Annotated in this window: 25 protein-coding genes and 1 pseudogene; 13 read left to right on the forward strand and 13 right to left on the reverse strand. The window is 69.7% G+C overall.

Annotated elements, in window-relative coordinates:
• Window positions 1–181: 181 nt before the first annotated feature.
• On the forward strand, window positions 182–733 hold the full coding sequence (locus NLX86_RS23840; RefSeq protein WP_254373816.1) for an N-acetyltransferase: 552 nt from the start codon (window positions 182–184) through the stop codon (window positions 731–733).
• Window positions 734–743: 10 nt separating this feature from the next.
• Here NLX86_RS23840 and NLX86_RS23845 read toward each other — a convergent pair whose 3' ends face one another.
• From NLX86_RS23845 to NLX86_RS23870, 6 genes are all read right to left on the reverse strand, one after another.
• A complete protein-coding gene (locus tag NLX86_RS23845; RefSeq protein WP_254373817.1) occupies window positions 744–2,312 on the reverse strand; it encodes a type IV secretory system conjugative DNA transfer family protein in 1,569 nt (522 codons plus the stop codon).
• A 1-nt stretch (window position 2,313) separates the two neighbouring features.
• Complete coding sequence (locus NLX86_RS23850; protein WP_254373818.1) at window positions 2,314–3,780, reverse strand: ATP-binding protein; 1,467 nt, start codon at window positions 3,778–3,780, stop codon at window positions 2,314–2,316.
• A 31-nt stretch (window positions 3,781–3,811) separates the two neighbouring features.
• Complete coding sequence (locus NLX86_RS23855) at window positions 3,812–5,359, reverse strand: SCO6880 family protein (RefSeq protein ID WP_254373819.1); 1,548 nt, start codon at window positions 5,357–5,359, stop codon at window positions 3,812–3,814.
• On the reverse strand, window positions 5,356–6,702 hold the full coding sequence (locus tag NLX86_RS23860; protein WP_254373820.1) for a hypothetical protein: 1,347 nt from the start codon (window positions 6,700–6,702) through the stop codon (window positions 5,356–5,358). Before NLX86_RS23860 ends, NLX86_RS23855 begins: the two co-directional genes overlap by 4 nt.
• A complete protein-coding gene (locus tag NLX86_RS23865) occupies window positions 6,692–7,537 on the reverse strand; it encodes a hypothetical protein (RefSeq protein ID WP_254373821.1) in 846 nt (281 codons plus the stop codon). Before NLX86_RS23865 ends, NLX86_RS23860 begins: the two co-directional genes overlap by 11 nt.
• A gap of 192 nt (window positions 7,538–7,729) precedes the next feature.
• A complete protein-coding gene (locus tag NLX86_RS23870; protein WP_254373822.1) occupies window positions 7,730–8,038 on the reverse strand; it encodes a hypothetical protein in 309 nt (102 codons plus the stop codon).
• Between the two features lie 477 nt (window positions 8,039–8,515).
• Between NLX86_RS23870 and NLX86_RS23875 the strand changes: the two genes are divergently transcribed.
• The 5 genes from NLX86_RS23875 to NLX86_RS23895 all read left to right on the forward strand — a co-directional run bounded on the left by NLX86_RS23875 (window position 8,516) and on the right by NLX86_RS23895 (window position 11,901).
• Window positions 8,516–9,025, forward strand: coding sequence for a hypothetical protein (locus tag NLX86_RS23875; protein WP_254373823.1), 510 nt, complete (start codon window positions 8,516–8,518; stop codon window positions 9,023–9,025).
• 113 nt (window positions 9,026–9,138) lie between these two features.
• Window positions 9,139–9,552 carry a hypothetical protein gene (locus NLX86_RS23880; protein ID WP_254373824.1) on the forward strand — a complete coding sequence of 138 codons (414 nt, stop codon included), beginning with the start codon at window positions 9,139–9,141 and terminating at the stop codon, window positions 9,550–9,552.
• Entirely contained in the window at window positions 9,549–10,871 is a 1,323-nt protein-coding gene (locus tag NLX86_RS34815; RefSeq protein WP_254373825.1) for an alpha/beta hydrolase, read from the forward strand. Before NLX86_RS23880 ends, NLX86_RS34815 begins: the two co-directional genes overlap by 4 nt.
• Window positions 10,872–10,879: 8 nt before the next feature.
• A complete protein-coding gene (locus NLX86_RS23890) occupies window positions 10,880–11,341 on the forward strand; it encodes an alpha/beta hydrolase (protein ID WP_254373826.1) in 462 nt (153 codons plus the stop codon).
• Between the two features lie 95 nt (window positions 11,342–11,436).
• Window positions 11,437–11,901, forward strand: coding sequence for a hypothetical protein (locus NLX86_RS23895; RefSeq protein ID WP_254373827.1), 465 nt, complete (start codon window positions 11,437–11,439; stop codon window positions 11,899–11,901).
• Between the two features lie 44 nt (window positions 11,902–11,945).
• Here the strand turns inward: NLX86_RS23895 and NLX86_RS23900 are convergent, their stop codons facing one another.
• Genes NLX86_RS23900 through NLX86_RS23910 form a run of 3 tightly spaced genes read right to left on the reverse strand, consistent with a single transcriptional unit; the run spans window position 11,946 to window position 13,225 of the window.
• Entirely contained in the window at window positions 11,946–12,185 is a 240-nt protein-coding gene (locus tag NLX86_RS23900; RefSeq protein ID WP_254373828.1) for a DUF397 domain-containing protein, read from the reverse strand.
• A complete protein-coding gene (locus NLX86_RS23905; RefSeq protein WP_254373829.1) occupies window positions 12,178–12,486 on the reverse strand; it encodes a DUF397 domain-containing protein in 309 nt (102 codons plus the stop codon). The genes NLX86_RS23900 and NLX86_RS23905 overlap by 8 nt, the downstream gene beginning before the upstream one ends.
• Complete coding sequence (locus NLX86_RS23910) at window positions 12,374–13,225, reverse strand: helix-turn-helix transcriptional regulator (RefSeq protein WP_254373830.1); 852 nt, start codon at window positions 13,223–13,225, stop codon at window positions 12,374–12,376. The genes NLX86_RS23905 and NLX86_RS23910 overlap by 113 nt, the downstream gene beginning before the upstream one ends.
• Window positions 13,226–13,423: 198 nt before the next feature.
• Here NLX86_RS23910 and NLX86_RS23915 point away from each other — a divergent pair, with 198 nt between their 5' ends.
• The 4 genes from NLX86_RS23915 (at window position 13,424) to NLX86_RS23930 (ending at window position 16,698) form a co-directional block, all read left to right on the forward strand.
• Entirely contained in the window at window positions 13,424–13,858 is a 435-nt protein-coding gene (locus NLX86_RS23915; RefSeq protein WP_254373831.1) for an ATP-binding protein, read from the forward strand.
• Window positions 13,859–14,082: 224 nt separating this feature from the next.
• The gene (locus tag NLX86_RS23920; RefSeq protein ID WP_254373832.1) at window positions 14,083–14,652 is read left to right on the forward strand and encodes a Uma2 family endonuclease; all 570 of its coding nucleotides are present in this window, start codon (window positions 14,083–14,085) and stop codon (window positions 14,650–14,652) included.
• A gap of 93 nt (window positions 14,653–14,745) precedes the next feature.
• Complete coding sequence (locus NLX86_RS23925; protein WP_254373833.1) at window positions 14,746–15,756, forward strand: bifunctional lytic transglycosylase/C40 family peptidase; 1,011 nt, start codon at window positions 14,746–14,748, stop codon at window positions 15,754–15,756.
• 222 nt (window positions 15,757–15,978) lie between these two features.
• On the forward strand, window positions 15,979–16,698 hold the full coding sequence (locus tag NLX86_RS23930) for a phosphatase PAP2 family protein (RefSeq protein WP_254373834.1): 720 nt from the start codon (window positions 15,979–15,981) through the stop codon (window positions 16,696–16,698).
• A gap of 80 nt (window positions 16,699–16,778) precedes the next feature.
• Here the strand turns inward: NLX86_RS23930 and NLX86_RS35155 are convergent.
• Window positions 16,779–17,120 (reverse strand): annotated as a pseudogene (locus NLX86_RS35155) (sortase domain-bontaining protein); the annotation flags it as partial.
• Between NLX86_RS35155 and NLX86_RS23935 the strand changes: the two are divergent.
• Window positions 17,007–17,351 carry a hypothetical protein gene (locus tag NLX86_RS23935; protein WP_254373835.1) on the forward strand — a complete coding sequence of 115 codons (345 nt, stop codon included), beginning with the start codon at window positions 17,007–17,009 and terminating at the stop codon, window positions 17,349–17,351. The pseudogene NLX86_RS35155 and the gene NLX86_RS23935 overlap by 114 nt on opposite strands.
• 29 nt (window positions 17,352–17,380) lie before the next feature.
• On the opposite strand, the gene NLX86_RS23940 is transcribed toward NLX86_RS23935, so the two are convergent.
• Complete coding sequence (locus tag NLX86_RS23940; RefSeq protein WP_254373836.1) at window positions 17,381–18,187, reverse strand: hypothetical protein; 807 nt, start codon at window positions 18,185–18,187, stop codon at window positions 17,381–17,383.
• A gap of 156 nt (window positions 18,188–18,343) precedes the next feature.
• Complete coding sequence (locus NLX86_RS23945; protein WP_254373837.1) at window positions 18,344–18,505, reverse strand: hypothetical protein; 162 nt, start codon at window positions 18,503–18,505, stop codon at window positions 18,344–18,346.
• A gap of 124 nt (window positions 18,506–18,629) precedes the next feature.
• Here NLX86_RS23945 and NLX86_RS23950 point away from each other — a divergent pair, with 124 nt between their 5' ends.
• Entirely contained in the window at window positions 18,630–19,487 is an 858-nt protein-coding gene (locus NLX86_RS23950; RefSeq protein ID WP_254373838.1) for a hypothetical protein, read from the forward strand.
• A 117-nt stretch (window positions 19,488–19,604) separates the two neighbouring features.
• Window positions 19,605–19,775 carry a hypothetical protein gene (locus tag NLX86_RS23955; RefSeq protein ID WP_254373930.1) on the forward strand — a complete coding sequence of 57 codons (171 nt, stop codon included), beginning with the start codon at window positions 19,605–19,607 and terminating at the stop codon, window positions 19,773–19,775.
• 49 nt (window positions 19,776–19,824) lie between these two features.
• Here NLX86_RS23955 and NLX86_RS23960 read toward each other — a convergent pair whose 3' ends face one another.
• Window positions 19,825–20,187 (reverse strand): metal-sensitive transcriptional regulator, encoded by a 363-nt coding sequence (locus tag NLX86_RS23960; RefSeq protein ID WP_254373839.1) that lies wholly within the window; start codon window positions 20,185–20,187, stop codon window positions 19,825–19,827.
• Window positions 20,188–20,204: the final 17 nt, after the last annotated feature.

Consider the following 20,204-nt stretch of genomic DNA (forward strand, 5'->3'; position numbering starts at 1 on the left):
GAAGCTAAGCCTTTCAGCGCCGATGGTACTGCAGGGGGGACCCTGTGGGAGAGTAGGACGCCGCCGAACAATCATTGTGGGAAAGCCCCGCACCTTATGGTGCGGGGCTTTTCTGCGTTCTGGGGTCGGGCTCGGGGCGAATTCTGTTGCGTGCGGCGGCATGCCGGGGTTCTATCGGCTTATGGAACACGTCATACGAGCCGTCAGAGCCGAGGAATGGCCCAGGGTCAGGGAGCTGCGGATCGCCGCGCTGGAGGATCCAGCCGCGCCGGTCGCTTTCCTGGAGACCCGCGAGCAGGCCGTCGCGCGGCCGGATTCCTTCTGGCAGAAGCGGACGGCCGGCGCGTCGCACGGCAGGGACAGTCGGCAGTTCGTGGCCGAGGGCCCGGACGGTACGTGGGATGGCTCGGTCGTTGTCCTCGTGGAGGAGGCGGGCACCCGCGGCTTCTTCGGTGAGGAGATTCCTGTGGCCCAGGCGCACCTGGTCGGCGTCTTCGTACGTCCGGAACAGCGCGGCAGCGGGCTGACCCATGCGCTTTTCGACGCCGCGGTCCATTGGGCCTGGTCGTTGGAGGAGCCGAGGATGGCCCGGGTGCGGCTCTATGTCCACGAGAGGAATGAACGCGCCCAGGGGTTCTACCGGAAGTTCGGCTTCGTACGCACCGGGGAGTCCGTCCCCGTTTCGGGTGACCCTGCAGCTCTGGAGCTCGAGCTGGCCCTCGCGCGCCCCTGACGAGCGGAAGCTACGCCACCGGCAGGGCGCCGTGTGGCCAGCGGGCGCGGGCCTGTTCCTGCGAGCGGAGCAGGGCGAGGGCCGGCAGCCCCTGGGCCGGCCCGGCCGTCAGCAACTCCGGGAGCTGGGGAAGCGGAGCGACGGCCGCGATGTCGTCGAGGACGAGCGTGAGTGGTGGGTCGAGCCGACCGTCGGATGACCGTGCGGCCATGTGGCGGCCGTGCTCGACCACGCTTGATGCGAGTGCGGTGAGCAACGGCATCGCGCCGGGACGCGACCGGGGATCCTCGATAGCTTCACCCACCAGGTAAAGAGTGCCCCCCTCGTCCACGAATGATTCCAAGGTGAGCGAATCAGTTCGGTTCGGTGTGCAAGCGTCGCGGATATGGATCGAGGAGAGGGCGGAGAGGGCCCGGGCCGTCAACTCCTGGGCGATCTCGCGGCGTTCCGGATGCGCGGTGAGTGCCGACTCGAGTTCACCCGCCGACCCGGACGCAGCCTTGGGGTGCGTGCGGAGGATGCGTACGGGTTCATGCGCACTGTTGCCCTGCGCCCACCGGTGGACCAGCTTGAACGGCCGGTCGTCGACCGCCGCGGCGTGCAGCCAGCACCGCAGGAGCGTTTCCGCCGCGTCCGCCACCGCGGCGTCGAGCCGGGCCGACGGGCGTACTGGCGCGAGCAGCGCGACGGCGCGTGCGGCGGCGACCTCTCGGGTCTCGCAGCCGGCGCTGGGCGACCAGTGCAGGCGGGCAGGGGTGTCGCACAGGTGCGAGGGGTCGTAGACGAGTACGGGGCCGAGTTTGGCGCGGGCGTCCTTCGTCTCTGCCCAGAGGGTGGGGTCGGAGGTGACGACGAGCGCCGGACCCTCCGCGTCCGCGATGGCCCGCAGCGCGCGGGGCCGCCGGTCGCCCGCCGGGCCGTACAGCACCACTGCTGGGCGGGGCGCGGGTACGGCGACAGGTGCGGGGGCGGGTGCCGGGGCGCCTGCGGCGCGGGGCTGCTCCCACCCGACCGGCCCCTGCGCGGTGGCCGCCGGGTGCGGCTCGGCCTCCGGCGGGACCGGGGCCGATACCGGGTCCGGCAACGGCACCGGCACCGGTGCCTGCCGCTCCCGTGCGACCAGTCCGGCCGCCTCGACCGGTGCGACCGCTTCGGCCGGTGCGACCCCCGCATGCGCCGCCGGCGCGGTATCCCCGTACGTATCCGCATCCCCCGCGCGGCGGTTCGCCCGTACGACCCTCCAGCGCGCCAGCACGCCCATCACGAACACCGTCGCCACGACCAGCACCATCAGCTCGCTGATGAAGATGCCCCAGAACAGCCCGTACCCCGAGAGCTGTTCCGCGGCCGTGTCCGGCCACGCCCCCGCTATGTCGCGCGGCTGCGCGACCAGTGCGCGCATCGCCGCCGGCGTACGGGCGAACGTGACCGTCGACGGCCAGGCGCCGCGCGCGAACTGCGCCGCGAGGCCCGTGGCCGTCCAGACCAGCAAGGTCAGCCCGAGCAGGAAGGCGAGCAGACCCACCAGCAGCGAGTCCGGGATGCCGCGTTCTCCAGGGCGGTTGTCACGGTGGGGCATGTCAGGCCACCGTTGATTCCGAGGACTCGTTCAGCTGCTGCTCGATAAGAGCGGCTCGGCGCTCCGCCTCCAGTTCCGCGGCGCGTACGTGCTCCGGTACGTCCTCCGGCCCGTCGTGCAGCCTGTCGTGCAGCCCGTCCTGCAGATGCTCGGGGAACTCCGGGGCCGAGTTCTCCGTCATCGCGCGGTCCGTGAAGACCAGCGGCCGTTCCGCCTCCGTGATCAGGTGTTTGACGACCTGAACGTTTCCGTTGACGTCCCAGACCGCGATACCGGGCGTCAGGGTCGGGATGATCTCGACCGCCCACCTCGGCAGCCCCAGCACCCGTCCCGTCCCCCGCGCCTCGTCGGCCTTCTGGGCGTAGATCGTCCGGGTGGACGCCATCTTGAGGATGGCCGCCGCTTCCCGCGCCGCCGCGCCGTCCACCACGTCCGACAGGTGGTGGACCACGGCGACGAAGGACAGACCGAGCCGTCGGCCGAACTTCAGCAGTCGCTGGAACAGCTGGGCCACGAAGGGCGAGTTGATGATGTGCCAGGCCTCCTCGACCAGGAAGATGCGCTTCTTCCGGTCCGGACGGATCCAGGTGTGCTCCAGCCAGACGCCCACGATCGCCATCAGGATCGGCATCGCGATCGAGTTCCGGTCGATGTGGGAGAGGTCGAAGACGATCAGCGGCGCGTCCAGGTCGATGCCGACGGTCGTCGGCCCGTCGAACATGCCCCGCAGGTCACCGTCGACCAGTCGGTCCAGCACCAGCGCCACGTCGAGGCCCCACGCCCGTACGTCGTCTATGTCGACGTTCATCGCCTCGGCCGACTCCGGCTCGGGGTGGCGGAGTTGTTCGACGATGTCCGTGAGGACGGGCTGCCGCTCGACGATCGTCTCGTTGACGTACGCGTGCGCGACCTTCAGCGCGAAGCCGGACCGCTCGTCGAGCCCGTGCCCCATCGCGACCTCGATGATCGTACGGAGCAGGGCCAGCTGGCCCGTCGTCGTGATCGCCGGGTCGAGCGGGTTGAGCCGGATTCCGCCGTCGAGCGCGGCCATCGGGTCGAGCCGGATGGGAGTTATTCCCAGCTGCGCCGCGATGAGGGCCCATTCGCCGACCCCGTCCTCGCCCTGCGCGTCGAGGACGACGACCTGCCGGTCGCGGAAGCGGAGCTGGCGCAGGACGTACGTCTTCTCCAGCGCCGACTTGCCGTTGCCGGACTCGCCGAGGACCAGCCAGTGCGGGGCCGGCAGCTGCTGTCCGTACAGCTGGAAAGGGTCGTAGATATAGCCTTTGCCGCTGTAGACCTCGCGCCCGATGATCACGCCGGAGTCGCCGAGGCCGGGCGCGGCGGTGGGCAGGTAGACGGCCTGCGCCTGGCCGGTCGATGTGCGTACGGGCAGCCGCGTCGTCTCCACCTTCCCGAGCACGAAGCTGGTGAAGGCGTCCGTCAACGCGGACAGCGGATCTCGCATGCGGCTCTGCCCCAATCTTCTCGGTCTGGAGTCAGCGGCGGATGCCGGTGGCGAACGGCAGGGTGTTCACGAAGGCGCGGTGGTGCTCGCGGTCGCACCACTCCAGCTTGAGATACGACTTGCCGGCCGATGCTCTGATCGTCCGCTTGTCGCGAGCCAGCGCCTCCGGCGAACGCGAAGACACCGTGATGTACCCGACAAGGTTCACTCCTGCCGCACCGCTGGCGAGATCTTCACCCCTCTGGTCGAGTCGCCCGTAGGCCGCGATGTCGCGCGGGTCGACGGTCCGGTTCATCTTGGCGGCGCGGCTCGCCTCCGCCTCGTCGTTCGTCTTCTCGGTCAGCATCCGCTCGATGGCGACCTCGGTGGGTTCGAGGTCCATACAGACGGCGACCGTGCGGATGACGTCGGGTGTGTGGACGAGCAGCGGCGCGAGGAAGTTGACGCCCACCGGGGTCATCGGCCATTCCTTCACCCAGGCCGTCGCGTGGCACCAGGGCGCGCGCGTCGACGACTCGCGCGTCTTGGCCTGGAGGTAGGTGGGCTCCATCGCGTCCAGCTCGGCGGGCCACGCGTTGCGCTTGGTCATCGCCTGGATGTGGTCGATGGGGTGGTCCGGGTCGTACATCGAGTGCACGAGAGAGGCGAGCCGGCCCTGGCCGAGCGGCTGCCGGACCCGGATGTCGGCCTCGGCGAGGCGCGCGCAGATGTCGGTCAGCTCGCGGGCCATGACGACGGCGAGGCCGGCGTCCTTGTCGAGCTTGCGCCCCGCCCGGGGGACGGCGCGGGCCATGGCGTCCGCCTCGGCGGCCAGTTCGCGGGTGTAGTGCATGCAGGCGACGAGGTACGCGCGGTGCTGCTCGCTGGAGGTGGACACCATCGACTGGAGCTGGTCGTACGAGTCCCGGAGCCAGCCGGGGGCGTTCTGGTCGCCGCGCTGCCCCACGTCCTTCGCGTGGGCGTCGGGGTCGGCGGGCAGGGTGCGGGCGAGCATCTGAAGGCGCGTCACAAAGCCGTCGCCGTTGGCGACGTGCTTGAGGAGCGTGCCGAAACGGTCCACCAGGGCTTCCTGGTCCTCGCTGTCGCGCAGTCCGACGCCCGGGCCCTCGATCTCGATGGCGGCAGTCACGGTCCGCCGGTCCGCGTGCAGCAGTACGGCGATCTCGTCCGGGCCGAAGGGCGCGGCGAGCCAGTTGATCCGGCCGATGCCCGGCGGTGGCCCGACCTCGACCTCATTGCCGTCGGCGCGTACACCGGCCTCCATGGCGCCGGAACGGTAGGCGGTGCCGCGGCGGAGACTGCGCTTGTAGCTGCGGTTGACTTCGAACCACTTGTAGAAGGTGCGGTGCTTGTACGGGAGGTACACGATGGCCAGCGCCACCATCGGGAAGCCCATCAGCAGCACGATGCGCAGGGAGAGGACGGGGACGATCAGCCCGCTCATCATGCCGAGGAACGCGCCGCCGATGATCAGCGCGATCTCGCCGGTCTCGCGGTTCTTGCCGACGATCGCGTTCGGCCGGGCCCGGCCGATCAGATACGTACGGCGGGGCGCGACCGGATGGGACTGGGTCGTCAACGCCCTTCACCTCCCGTGGTGCTGGTGCTGGAGCTGGAGCTGGAGCCGGATGTACGGGGCGGGGGTGCGGCGGAGGGGACAGTTCCGCCGCCCACCCCGTTTCCCGGATTACGGGAACTGTGCGCCGCCACGCCGCCCGAGAGCGGGTTGGCCGGCCGGGACTGTGCCCCCTCGCCGCTGTTGCCCCGGTCCTGGCCGCCGCCGCCACGACTGCTGTGCGTCTTGATGCCCTGCGAGACGAGGGCGGCCGGAGAGCTGATGACGGCGGCGGCCTTGGAGCCGTCGGTGGCCTGCTTGCGGTTGGATCGGGCGGAGGAGATCTCGTCTCCGAAGCCGGGCACGAAGCGGTAGATCATCGCCGAGGCGAAGATGGCCAGCAGGATGATGGCGAGCCCGGAGACCACGGCGGAGAAGGCGTTGGGGCCGTCGTCGGCGGAGAGGGCTCCGGCGAGCCCGAGCACGATGACGATGACCGGCTTGACGAGGATCACCGCGATCATGATCCCGGCCCAGCGCCGGACGTGGCCCCACATGTTCTTGTCGACCAGACCGGCGTAGACGGCGGTGCCGAGGAGGGCGCCGACGTAAAGGAGGGCGGCCCGGATGACCAGCTCCAGCCAGAGCACGCCGGCGGCGAGCACGGTCACGAGCGCGACGACGATCAGCATGATCGGCCCGCCGCCGATGTCGTCGCCCTTCTTGAGCGCCTCGGCGAACGATCCGAAGAAGACGTCGGTCTGCCCGCCGGTGCCGGAGGAGATGACCTCGGTGACGCCGTCCGTGGCCGAGACGATGGTGTACAGGATCAACGGGGTGAAGGCGGACGCGAGAACGGTCAGCCAGAGGAACCCGATCGCCTCGGAGAGCGCGGTGGCGAGCGGCACGCCGCGGATGGCGCGCTTGGCGACGGCGAGCAGCCAGAGGACGAGCGTCAGCACGGTGGAGGCCGCGAAGACGACGGCGTACTGGCGCAGGAACGCGGCGTTGGTGAAGTCGACGGTGGCGGTGTTCGTCACGGCGTCGGACAGCTTGGTGACGATCCACGCGGCGGCGTCGGCGCAGCCCTTGGCCAGCGAGGAGAGCGGATCGAGCTGCTCCATGGGATCCCCGGGCGCGCGGCGGGCGGGGCCGGTTCCGGCTTCGCCGCTGTCGCAGTATTCGCGCGCGGGACCCGCGATGAGTTCGCACGGATCGCTGCTCTGGCCGGGAGTCGGCGTCGGAGTGGGCGTGGGCGTCGGGGTGGGCGCGGCGCCAGCTCTGGCTGCGAAGACGAAGGCCACGGTCTGGAGAGCCACCAGTGCGGCGGCGATCCTGCGCATAAGGTGTCGGGGGCTACCGGGCATATGTGAACCCTCCGAATTCGTTGACCGCGCCGCTGATCTCATCGGATCCGGACACGGCGTTGTCGCCGGTGACCGGAGTCGGTCCTTCCTTCTGACTGGTGTCCAGGACCTTCCAGTCGGACCCCACCCACTTGAGCTGCACCGTCACGGTGAACCAGCCGCTTGTCACGGGCTTGGTCGACTTGTCGCCCGTCAGTCCGAAGAGGCCCGCACACCAGACGTCGACCTTGGCGCTGCCGCTGCTGTAGTTCTGGACCTTCGTCCCGGCGGGAATCGTCCGGCTGACGAACGTCGACCCGGTGGGCGCTCCGCCAACGGCGCTGAGGCCGATCTGGGCAAGGAACGACGGAGAGTAGTCGGCGTCGAAGCCGGCCTGGAGCCTGCTCAGCGCGCTGGGATCGGCGATCGTCTGCACGATCTTGTGCCGACGGGATGTGTTGAACATGCCGTCAGAACCCAGCGCCACCGCGTAATTCGCGGCGGCGGACTGCGCCCCCTGCTCATTCCTCGCGAAGCCCGACGCGATCGTGCCGTTCTTGCCCTCCACCGGCTTTACGCCCGTCGCCGCCGTCGGGCCGCTTTCCGCCCGCTTCGTGCCGGCACCCTCCGTGGCGGCGGTGTCGTCGCCGCCACCACGGTTCGCGAACGCGATAGCCGCGATCAGCAGCGCCACCACGCCCACCACCGCCGCCATGCCCCGCGAGTTCCGTACCGGGCGGCGGGCACCGCCGTACACATCGCCTCCGGGCGCCTCGGGGAGGCGCGTGCGGGTCTGGCCGGAGCCGCCCACCCTGTCCATGCGGTCGCCGAAGCCGTGCTCGTCGTCGTGGCTCATACCGCGTGGGCCCCCTCAGCCGTGTTCGGTTTCGCGTCGTAGTACGACGGTAGCCGCGCTGGTTTCCGCGCGGGCGCGGAGTGGTGACTCGACATCAGGGAGACGCATCCTCTGCCGGTGGGCACGACGGACGGGTGGTGTTGGGGTGGTCCGGGCGGGAGCCCGGTGAGGACAGGCAGGGACTCGCCGGGGCTAGACGGCCATCCCGTACACGATGGTGAAGAGGGTGCCGAGGGATCCGATGATGAAGACGCCGGTCAGGCCGGCGACGATCAGGCCCTTGCCCTGCTCCGCGCTGAAGGTGTCCCGCAGAGCCGTCGCGCCGATGCGCTGCTTGGCGGCGCCCCAGATCGCGATACCGAGGCAGAGGAGGATCGCGACGGCCATGACGACCTCGATCATTACCTTTGCCTCTGCACCCAGGCTCCCGAACGGCCCCCAGTTGGGGGCGATTCCGCCGATGATGGTGGTGATGTCGCCCTTCTCGGCTGCCAGGATCATGTAACTCACCGCCCCTGTTGGGTAGTTCCGTAGCCCCGTGCCCGACGGCAGGGGTCACGACTATCATCGCTGATGAACCGCGCTCGCATGTCGACTTGGCGGCTGTCTTTACCCGATCCCGTGTGTGTCGCCGGTCGCACGACCCTGACCGGGCGCGTACCGGCGGATGCGGAGCCGCCTATGGTCACTCTGTGTATCACGCGGGGTGACGCCGGGCAATGATTGGCGGGAGGGGGAAAGATGTCGGCCGCGTGGGGGAGCCGTTCGGGTTGCCGCGTGTCCCGAGGGACGCGGGTTGCGTTGTACGGGGGTTGATGACCCGGGTCCTGGGCCATCCGTGGCCTCGTTGGACCAATGCGCTGACATATCCGCGCCACTCGGCCTCTTCTCCCGATGAAGCGACAGGCAACGAGGGATGCTCCCCATGGCCTCCGGTCTCCGGAGCAGCTAGCGATTCGGTTCGACAGAGGAGCTTCTATGGGTCCTGAAACCAGGACTGGTCGGCGCGCGCGGCTGGTCGGCGCTGTTGTCGTGCCGCTCGCATTCATGCTTGCCGGGATCTCGAATCCCGCCCTGGCCGTCGCACAGCCCGCCGACAGCCCCGCCGACTCGGCTCCCGCCAGTGAAGCGGGGGCGCCGGTGACGGGAGGCCCTCCCGCTCCTCCCGCTCCACCGGCTGCACCGTGCAACGACATCGACTCCATCGTGGTCTCGCGCTTCGAGGAGTTCACCGCCGTGATCAACCGCGGCAGGGTCTTCGCCGGCCGCCGGACGCTCGTCCCCCGAGGGCCGGTCTTCTGGCAGAACCTCAGCACGAATCCCCGATTCCCCCGAGGCGCGTGCAACGTGACCGTCCTGGCCCAGGGCAACGACGTGTGGGTCCGAGTCCTGACCACCGCCGGCCGCTTGTACGAGACGCACTGCGACGCGCCTGGGCTGACGCTCTACTGCGGCGAGCGCTGGGGCACGGTGAACCGGCCGATCTAAGCCGGCCCCGTGCCTGAGCCCCTCGTCGTGGGCTGTTCTGTCGAATTCGACGGGTCGCCGTCGCCTCGGCTAACTTCGCGGAAGCAATGGTCCACATAGCGGGGGAGAGGCGCGTGGCGCTCAACGCGAAATGGGGGGAGCTGTTCGGCGACGACAGCCCCGGCGCCAGGATGACTCTGGCTTCGACCGACGGACCGCCAGGCGCCGGGAACACCGGAGGCGGACCTGACCTCGAGGTCAGCGAGGGTCCCTGGACCACAGCTGCCGGTGTCGCGAACGCCCTGAACACCTCCTCCGCCTCCGCCCTCACTGAACTGGACACTGCCTCGGAAGGCATAGCCGGAGGTGCGGCGGGCTTCACCAGCACTCCGGCGCTGGAAGAGGTCCGTACCTCCTGGAAGGGCCGCCTCGCCTCCGTACGCGACGAGTGCCTTCGCCTCGAGGGTGCCCTCAAGTCCGCGGGTAAGGAGTTCGGCGAGCAGGAGATCAGGAACAAGAAGCGCTTCGAGGGGCAGGCTTCGAAGTGACCACATGGCAGCACTTGCGCGATGTGAAGCTCTCGGAGTACGAGGACGCGGCGGACGGCTGGGGCAAGGTCTCGACTCGCGCCAACGCGGCCAAGGACCGAGTCGACAACGAGATGCTCGGCAAGCTCCGCGAGACGCAGACGGGCGACACTGCCACCACGGCCATCGGCAATCTGGCCCGGCTCAGCCGCAACTACCAGTACATCCATACTGAGTGCGGACTGATCCGCACCGGCCTGAACGGACTGGCCGCCGAACTGGCCGCGCCTCAGAAGAAGCTGAAGCAGGCTCTCGAGGACGCCGAGAACCTCAAGTTCTTGGTAAACCCCGACGGTTCGGTCGAGTACCCCGCCTCCCCCCTTACGCCAGTCCCACTCGCCCCCACCGGCACTGCCACCCCCGGCGCCCCCGTCCCGCTCCTGCCCGGAAAGGCGGAGGGCGGCGCCGACCCCAACAAGGGCAAGGCCGAGGACATAGCCGAGCGGATCGCCGGCGCGGTCCGGGAAGCCGTCGAGATCGACGGCCGGTACGCCGGGGTTCTGCGCAAGCTGAAGACCACCGACGGGCTCGAGGTCTCTAACGAGATGCTCGCGGACGCCGCCCGGGATACCAGGGACCTCCAGAAGGCAGCCGGCAAGTACGCCGACGACTCGAAGATACCCAAGGACAAGTCGGCAGCCGAGAGCGCCGAGTGGTGGAAGGGCCTCACCCAGGAGCAGCGGGACGAGTACGCAACCCTCTACCCCGCTTCCGTCGGCGCCCTCGACGGCATCCCGTCGACCGTCCGCGACGACGCCAACCGCATGGTGCTGGCGGAGACGCGGGCCCAGGCGCAGCTTGATCTGGACAGACTGGGCCCTGAGCCCTCCAAGTACATCCAGAACCCGAACGGCTCCTACCCGGCGGCTCTCAAGAATCCAGCCTGGGACAAGTGGGAGAAGGACGGCGGAACACGCCTTCGGGTGGAGCTCAAGGGCATGGACGCGATCCAGAAGCGGTTCGATGCGCCGCCTTCGGCCAACCTGCCCGAGGCGTACCTCCTCGGCTTTGACTCCCAGGGCACCGGCCGCGCGATCATCGCCAACGGCAACCCGGACACGGCCGACCACACCGCGGTGTACGTACCCGGCACCACGACAAAGTTGGAGACCATCAACGGGGACATCAACCGGATGACCGAACTGTGGCGCGAGGCCAACTCCCAGGCTCCGGGCGAGACCACCTCGACCATCACCTGGCTCGGTTACGACGCCCCGCAGAGAGCATCGTTTCCGACGCGACGGAGAAGCGGTGGGCGTACGACGGCTCCCCCAAGCTGAACTCCTTCATGGACGGTCTCGAAGCCGCCCAGGGCGGCGCCGACAATAGCCACACCACCGTCATCGGCCACAGTTACGGCTCCACGGTGGTCGGTGATGCCTCCAACAAGGGAGATCTGTCCGCCGACGACATCGTCGTCGCAGGCAGCCCAGGCATGATGGTCGGCGACGCTGACGACCTCGACGTCGGCAGGGACCATGTGTGGTCCGAGGCAGCCTGGAACGACCCGGTACCGGCCGGCGGCAAGGTGGCCGAGCTCGGCGGCTACAAGTGGACTGTCCCGACCTGGAACGGCATCCCCTTCAATGCGGGGTACATCCAGGTGGTGCCGTCCGACGAGGCCTTCGGTGCCCACCGGATGGACGTGGACACCAGCGGACACAGTGACTACTGGAATCGCGACTCCCTGAGCCTGAAAAACCAGGCCTTTGTAGTCACCGGGAAGTACAACCGAGTGGAAGAGGACTAGTGACCCGGATCGGCAGCAAGGGTAGGCGCCGCGCATGTGGCGCTCTCACTTCCGCTCTCGCCCTGGCAATCATCGCGACGGGATGCTCGAAGGACATGGACGATCTCGGCTACACCCCCACCACGCTCGGCGTCGAGGAGGCGCGGGCGAAGACCAAGGCTGTCTCCAGTCAGATTTTCGACATGATCGGCATTAAGCAGGGCAAGACAAGCGAGCCTGGCCCCGGCGTCTCGACCTGCGCCGAAGACCCTGAGCGCCTCTTCATGTCGCGTCACCCGTGGTCGATCTATGGAGTCTCGGAAGACGAGCTGAAGCGGGGCTTTGCGCGACTCAAGGAGAGCCTGCCCAACAACGGCTGGAAGATCGTCGAGTACGGCCCGAACAGGAGCGCTGCCAAGACCCTGGAACTCACTGCAGACTCCGAGAAGGAGCGCTTCTCGATCAACGCGGAGCTGCATGTCAGCGGAGACTCGCGAGAGAAGCAGCCTCTGATCCTGGTGCACGTGGTCTCCGGCTGCTACCGCGCACCCGAGGGCACGGACCTCAACGGCATCTACTGAGCCTGACGACGTGTGCCGTGCCGGGTGCCGCTCCGGCACGGCCTCTATGCGACCGCGCCCTGGCCATCGAGTTCCGCGAAGTGGTCGAACTCGCCGGCCAGCACGCCCTTCACGAACGCGTCCCACTTGCGCTGGGTCGTCGTGACGACGTTGTCCGGGTCGCTCGTCTCGCGGATGTAGATCAGCCCGTCCGGCCCGGCGGCGATCTCGATCCACGGCCCGGGCCCGTCCTCGCCCTCGGGCGCGGCCCTGGTCCAGGTGAGGTCTGCGGGGATCTCAGACATGGTTCTCCTTGATGGCGCGGAGGAGGGCGGACCAGGTGTCGGGGTCAGTCAGGAGTATGGACCCTCTGGGGTCGCTGCTTTCAGTGAGTCTGACCGTCCGGTCGGGCGCTGCGGCGACGTGTACGCAGGATTCGCCCTCTCCGCAGTAGGACGACTTCTGCCAGCTGTCGGCGAACACTGGTCTCCCTTCACAGGCTCTTGGCGATGGTGTGGATGAAGTCTCGTGATTCCGCCGCGTCGAGAGCGATCGCCTCCAGGCGGGCGAGGACTTGGCGGTACTTGTTGAGCTGCGCCTCGGCATCGAGCAGCGTCATGCCGTGGGACTGGTCCAGCTGGACCGTGTCGAGCTGCGGCACCGGGCCGTGTACGTAGTAGACGGGCTGGCCGGCGCCGGGATACGCACCCGCGTCGAACGGGATGACCTGGATGGTGATGTGATCGCGCTCCCCCATCGCGAGCAGTTGGAGCAGCTGGTTCCGGGCGATGGCCGGGCCGCCGAACTTCATGCGCAGTGCCGCTTCGTGGATGATCGCCCGGTACGGGGCGGGGTCCTCCCGGAAGAGAACCACCTGCCGCTTGATACGGAACGACATCCGATGCTCGGCCTCGGGCGGTGACAGATCGGGAACGACCTGGCGGAAGACCTCGCGGGCGTGGTCCGCGGTCTGGAGCAGGCCAGGGATGCCCGAGGTGTGGGCGGTACGCAGCTCCTTGCCGTGATGGTCCAGTTCCGCCAGGTCGAGCAGACCGGCGGACAGGATTTCCCGGTACTCCTCCCACCAGCCGCGCTTGCGATCGCCGGTCATGGCGGCGAGGGCCTCCACGAGCGCGGGGTCCGGGCACGAATAGTTACAGGAAAGGGTGCGTACGCGGTCGGCGCTGACTCCGTAGCGGCCGGCTTCGATGTTGCTGATGCGCGCCTGGTTGCCGCCCAGCAGTGCGGCTGCCTCCGTGGCGTTGATCCCCGCACGCTCACGCAGCTTGCGCAGCTCGGCACCGAGCCGTTGACGGCGGGCCGTTGGCGTAGAGCTGGACGTCATCAACCCCTCCCTGGACAGGTCACCCACACGAGGGTACCTGGCATGCAAACCAGCAGAATCGTGGAATTCATTCCATGAAGCGCTCTAGCGTGTGAACCAGGCCACCCGCCTGGAAGAACCCCGCTCGACGGAGCGACCTGGTCACCGGGCAACGCAGTGCACACCACAGCCAACTTCCCTCCGTGATCGGAGACTTCCATGGCAACCGTATCCCCGCCCTGGGCCTACACCCTCCAACTCCCGCACGATCCCCGTGCGCCCCGCATCGCCCGCACCACCCTCCGGGCGGTCCTGCGGACCCACGGCATGACCGAACTCGCCGACACCGCCGAGCTGTTGGCGAGTGAACTGGTCACCAATGCCCACCGGTACTCCGACGGTCCGTACATGCTCCGCCTCCGGGCGATGGAGTACGGCCGGCTGCGGGTGAGCGTGTGGGACAGCAACCCGGACATCCCGGCCCCCTTCGGGGACGGGGTCCCGTCCGGTCCGCCGGGCGATCTCGCCGAGCGCGGGCGAGGGCTCCACCTCGTACGGCTGTGCGCCGACAACTGGGGCGCGTACCGGCTCGGGGACGCGGTGTCCGGCCGGGCGGGGAAGCTGCTCTGGGTGGAGTGTGATCGTCACGCGTAGGCCGTTGTCAGTGCGGCCGCCTATCGTGACTGTGTGTAGTGGAGTGGTCGCCTGTGAGGGGAGTTGGAATGGCAGACAAGGAACAAGGGCTGCGGGTGAGGCCCTGCAGCCGTCCGCATGCGTCGGCAGCCCAGTACGGTGGAATCACCCCTGCGCGGGATGCGGGACCTCCCCCCGAACCCGCCCGCGCAGCTCCTGAGTCGCAGAGACGGAGGCCACGAACCATGCACGTTCCTGTCTTGCGTCCGCGTCCGGGGAATCTGCGCGAGGTCGCCGAGAAGATCGAAGAAGCGACGGGCCTGCGCGTGCAGGTCCTGGGAGGAAGCCTCGTGATGTCCCCAACCCCGCGCGGCAAGCACGCGGGTGTGATCCACCGGCTTGAGCAGGCGATCAGGCCTTCGCTGCCACCGGCGCTCGTGGCGGTCGAAGTGGCGTCCATTGAGATGCCCGACGACCCTGACGACTACGTGACCCCCGATCTCACCATCTGCCCGGCCGACTTCCTCGAGTCCGACGACTGGTTGATCGACCCGCGCGACGTCGAGCTCGCCGTCGAGGTGATCTCCAAGTCCGAGAAGGTCCGCGACATCACGAGCAAGCAGGACTGGTATGCCGTTGCCGGAGTGAAGGCCCTGCTCGTCATTGACCCGCGCCAGGGAACATGGGCTCTGCACACCCGGCCGGAGGACGGCCGCTACGAAGAGGCCCTGCGTGGGAAGTACGGCGAGACCGTCCCGCTTCCCGCACCGCTCGCGCTCGATGTGGAGACCGGACGCTTCCCGCTGTACGGATGACGACTCCCACTGGTCACCGGCCAGGCCGAAGGGGCCGACACGACCAGGGGCGAAACGGCAGTGAATCCGGCCCGGATGGGGGAGGGTTGAGGGGTGCGGAAATTCTGGGTTGGCGGTGGGATCGGGATCGGGTTGTGCCTGAGCTTCCTCGGGCTGCTCGTCGTCGGGACGTACTCCGCCGCCGCGAGCCTGGCCGCCGGGGGTGGCGGGCGGGCCGTCGGGCTGGCCAAGGGGGCCGTGCCCGCGTTGTACCAGCCGCTCGTACAGAAGTGGGGCAATCTCTGCCCCGCCATCAATCCCGCGCTGCTGGCCGCGCAGTTGTACCAGGAGAGCGGCTGGAACCCGAAGGCCAAGAGCCCCGCCGAGGCCCAGGGCATCGCGCAGTTCATTCCGGGGACCTGGGCCGTGCACGGCCTCGACGGGGACAACGACGGGGACCGGGACGTCTGGGACCCGGCCGATGCGATTCCGTCAGCCGCTTCGTACGACTGCAAACTGGCCGGATACGTCGAGGATGTGCCGGGCGATCAGACCAAGAACATGCTGGCCGCCTACAACGCGGGCGCGTACGCGGTCATCAAGTACAAGGGCGTGCCGCCCTACCGCGAGACCCAGAACTACGTCAAGGTCATCACCACCCTGGAGAAGAGCTTCGCGCGGCCCGTCGGGCGCGTCGCGCCCTCTCGGCAGGCCGCCGGGGCCATCTACTTCGCGCAGAAGAAGCTCGGAACGCCGTATCTGTGGGGCGGGAACGGGACCACAGATCAGGGCGGGCGGTTCGACTGTTCCGGGTTGACCAAGGCCGCGTACGAGACGGTGGGAATCGAGCTGCCGCGCGTCGCCAACGACCAGTACAACGCCGGGCCGCATCCGTCGCGGGACGAGTTGCTGCCCGGTGACCTCGTCTTCTTCTCGGACGACCTGAACAACTCGCGCGCGATCCGGCACGTCGGGCTGTATGTCGGTGGCGGGTACATGATCAACGCGCCGTACACCGGGGCCGAGATCCGCTTCGACAAGATCGATACGCCGGACTACTTCGGCGCCACGCGGGTCACCGAGGATGGCGCGAAGGCGCTCCCGAAGACCTTCCCCGCCGCGTGACAATCCGGGTGACATGGCTTGAACTCTCCGTAAAACGGTGGCCCTGAGCTGCGGCGATGTATCTCTCTTCGATAACGTCTGAGTGATCGTTCGGTGGAGAGCGGAACGTACCCAGCAGGCCGGGCGTTCCCTGGTACCAGTGACCGGCACGACCACGGGGGTTGATGGAGAGGGCGCACGCCGGAGTGCGCCCGCAGGCGACAAGGCAAGGGGCCGCAGCAGATGGCTGGACTCGCGACAGATGGGTCGAACCCCGACGTCAGCCTGCTCTACGACATCAACGGACTGGCGGTGGACGCGCCCCGCTGGTTCGACCGCGTGATGGAGTTCGCCGGCGAGTACGGAATCCTGCTCGCCCTGGTTCTGCTGGTGCTCTGGTGCTGGTGGAGCGTGCGCCGGCGGGAGGACGAGGCCCAGGCGGTGTCCTCGGTCGCCGGGCTCGTCTGGGCACCGCTCGCGGCGGGTCTCGCCGTCCTCGTCAACATTCCGATCCGCGGATTCGTCGAGCGGCCCCGGCCGTTCGTCGGACACCGGGGGCTGGAGGTCCTGGTGTCGGGGAAGGCGGACTACTCGTTCGTCAGTGACCACGCGACGTTGGCCATGGCCATGGGTGTCGGTCTCTTCGTCGCCAACCGGAGGTTCGGCCTCGCCGGGATCGCCCTCGCGGTCGTCGAGGGCTTCTGCCGCGTCTACCTGGGCGTGCACTACCCGACGGACGTGATCGGCGGCTTCGCGCTCGGCACGGCCGTCGCGCTGCTGCTCGCGCCGCTCGCCATGGCGCTGCTGACGCCGGTCGTGTCGGCGGTCGCGCGGTCCGAGCGGGTGGGACGGCTCGTCCGGGCGAAGGGCGCGGGCCGGTCGGACGAGTCGGAGGAGCCCGGGCGGGCGACACCGCTGGACATCCCCGAGCCGAGATCCGAGGACAACGACCTGGCCGCCTGAGCCGGCGTCACCACGGCGGTCAGCGCCGCGCTGACGACGATGTTCGAGTCCCAGTGGCCGCCCGGGCCGATGGCGCCGCCGCAGGTGATCAGCCGTAGCTCCGGGCCGGGGACGGGACCGTAGACCCGCTCCGTCGGGAACCGGTCCGTCCGGTACGTCTCGACGCCGGTGACCGTGAAGCGCATACGCTGCCCGTCCCCGCGCTCCGCCTCGATCAGATCCCCCACGCCCACCCGTCCCAGCCGTGCGAAAACGGCGTTACGGAAGCCGTCCCGGTCGCCGGTGCCCTCCGCCGACGGGGCGTCACGGTGACCCACCAGGACCGCGGGACCCGGCCCGCCGGGGGGTGGGCCCAGGCGGTACCAGCCGACCTTCATCGCGTCCTCGAACTCCGGTACCTCCAGCGTCCCGTGGTCGTCCAGCCCGAGCGGCAGGACCGGCGCGTCGAGGCCGAGGGCGGGGATGCGCAGCCGCACCGGGGCGGTGGGGCCGGCGGCGGGGACGGCGCCGCGTTCCCCGGGCGGGTGCGTGGCGTAGAGGTTCAGCAGCAGGGCCGCCAGCGCGCACAGCGCCGAGGCCGTGAACACCGCCCGCACCGCCCTGCCGCCCCTGCCGCGCCCGCCGCCGGCGCTGCCGCCCGGCCTGCCGCGTGACCTGTGGCCCGGCCTGCGGCGCTTGCGCTTCAGCGGTGCTCGCCGGCCCTTCGGCGGTGGTGGGCGCGCAGCCACAGTCCGGTGCCGGCCGCGGCGGCCGTGGTCGCGCCGATCGCCAGCGTGAGGTCGGCCGTGCTGTGCCCGGTACGGATGGCCGCGCCGTTCGCCGAGTGGTCGGCTCCGCCGCCCACCGCCCCGGAGGGCGTGGCCCGCAGTGCGCCGTCGGGCGGGGAGGTCTGCCCGGAGTCGGCGGGGGGCTCGCTCGCCGGGGCGGTGGGCGGCGCCGTGGTGGACCCCCTGGCCGCGGTCGAGGAAATCGTGGGCAGCTGGGAGGCCGCCCCGCCGGGGGCATCCCCGGCCGCCGTGCCGGCCGGTGCGGGCCTCAGCGCGCTGCCGTCGGCGGCGACCAGGCTCCAGCCCGGCACGTCCTGGCCGGTGGGCCGGCCCGGCCGGTCGTCCCGGTGGTAGTACAGCGGGTGGGTGTTGTAGATGACCTGCGGCTGGTCGGCGCCTTCCGCGTCCGTGACGGTCTGCGCGGTGTCTCCGGTGATGCCGGCCGCCTTGGTGGGATAGCCGATCGCCGCCGGCCAGGTCCTCGCGCACCCGCCCGCGCAGCCCGGCAGGTCGGGCTGGTCCGCCTCCCGCAGGTAGAGCGGGTTACCGTCCCGGTCGGCCAGCGCCATGCCGTCGGGGATGCTGATCAGCGTCAGCTCTTCCGGCTCGGTGGGCTTGTCCACCGCCGCTGCCGGTCCGCTGCCCACCGCCAGTACGCCCATCGCCAGTACGAGCGTGGTGGCCGTGGCCGCGGTGAGCACGGCTATTCGGGGTTCTTGCATCGGCTCCGCCCTTGCAGGTTCGGGTCGTCCCTCTCCCTACAGGGCATCCGTACCGGGGCCGGTCGGCCAGCGGGCGTGGTCCGTATGGGCTACGCCGGCGCGGCGGGGGTGTGTTTCGGCCACTTCTGCCGGTCGCCGCGGAACGGCTTCGCGCGGTCAGGCCTCCGTGCTGTGGACCGTCGCGTCCTGGCGGGCTCTTTCGCGGGAGCGGCGAGCCGGGCCCTTCCAGCCGCAGGTGCAGTGGGCGATGCAGAACGCGCCCCGCTCGCTGGTGCTGGTGCGGTGTTCCGGGGCGTTCGGTGGGGCTTGGGGAAGCACGTCTTCACCGTACCTGGACGGGGGGGTTCTCCGGAGCGGGCGTGACGACCTCAGGCAGTAGTCGTTAAGCGGAACGGGTGGGGACTCGGGCAGGCAGCGGTTCGGAGTTGGGGGTTGGCAGGCGATGGTGGTGCAGCAGCACAGGCGCAGAGGCGGGGCTCTTGCCCTCGTGGCCGTGGCCGTGGCGGGGGCGGTGGCGACCGCCGGATGTTCGGTCGGCCCTGACGCCTCGGCCGAGGACCGGAGCGGCGCGGACGCCGTGGACGCCGTACGCCGGTCCGCCGATGTGCTCACCGGGACGGGGAGCGCCAAGGCCCGTACGTCCATGGAGATGGCGACCGGCGGGACGCGGGTCACCATCCGGGGCGAGGGCGGCTTCGACTTCCGGCAGCGGATCGGGCAGCTTGCGGTCATGCTCCCGAAGGATCCGAGCGGCAAGGAAGGGCACCGGCCGATCACGGAACTGCTGGCTCCTGGTGCGCTGTACATGAAGAACCGGGGAGCGGGCGTGCCCGCCGACAAGTGGGTCCGGGTGGACACGACCACCCTGTCGGACGGGAACCTGGTGACCGGCGGGGCCACCGATCCGCTCGCCGCGGCCGAGCTGCTCCGGGGCGCGCAGGCGGTGACGTACGTCGGCGAGACCGATCTGGCCGGGGCCAAGGTCAGGCACTACCGAGGGGTCACCGACATCGCGCGGGCCGCTCGGGCCGCGTCACCGCAGGCGCGGGGCGCGCTGGCGGCAGCGGCGAAAGGGTTCAGCAAGGACACCGTGCCGTTCGACGCGTATCTCGACGAGCAGGGGCGGCTGCGCAAGGTCCGGCACCAGTTCAGCTTCGTGAGCGGGAACGGGAACGGGAAGGGGAAGGGCGCCGGTGCGGTGGCGGTCGCGTCGACGACGCTGCTGTACGCGTTCGGGGCGCCGGTGAAGGTGCAACTCCCCGCGGCCCGGGACATCTTCGCCGGGAAGATCGCTGACTGACCGGGGAGCCCGGCATGGCCGGCCGGACACCCCCTAAATGGTCCGTCCGTGCCATGCGCGGTGTGTGTCCCGCTCCCTACGCTAGGAAGTCGACGACGGCAGGAAGAGGTGATGCACGTGACTCCGGCACGCGGTACGGCAGTTCAGGATCACGTGGCCCTCGCCGAGATCGAGCTGTGCGGTGAGTTGATCATCGCGGCGTCCGCGGCGGACGAGGAGCGGCTCAGCGCGGACCGTATCGACGAGGTGCTGAAGGTCGCCGCGGAGCAGGCCGACCATCGGTTGTAGGGCTGCGGGGGGCGCCCCGGTTCCGGCTTCGCCCCCCGCCCCGAGGTCGTCAGGTACGCAGCAGGCGGGCGATGGCCTTCGTGGCCTCCTCGACCTTCGCGTCGATCTCCTCGCCGCCCTTGACGGCGGCGGCGGCGACGCAGTGGCGCAGGTGCTCCTCCAGGAGCTGGAGGGCGAAGGACTGCAGTGCCTTCGTGGACGCCGATACCTGGGTGAGTATGTCGATGCAGTACACGTCCTCATCGACGAGCCGCTGCAGCCCGCGGATCTGGCCCTCGATCCGGCGGAGCCGCTTGAGGTGCTCGTCCTTCTGCTTGTGGTAGCCGTGCACCCCCGCCTCGTGCGCCGAGGGCGCTTCGTGCCCGGAGGGCGCTTCGGTCGTCGTCGCGCCGGCCGCTTCGGTGGTCGTCATCGCGTCCTCCCGTTGTC

Source organism: Streptomyces sp. A3M-1-3 (genome assembly GCF_024213665.1).
Lineage (GTDB): Bacteria > Actinomycetota > Actinomycetes > Streptomycetales > Streptomycetaceae > Streptomyces.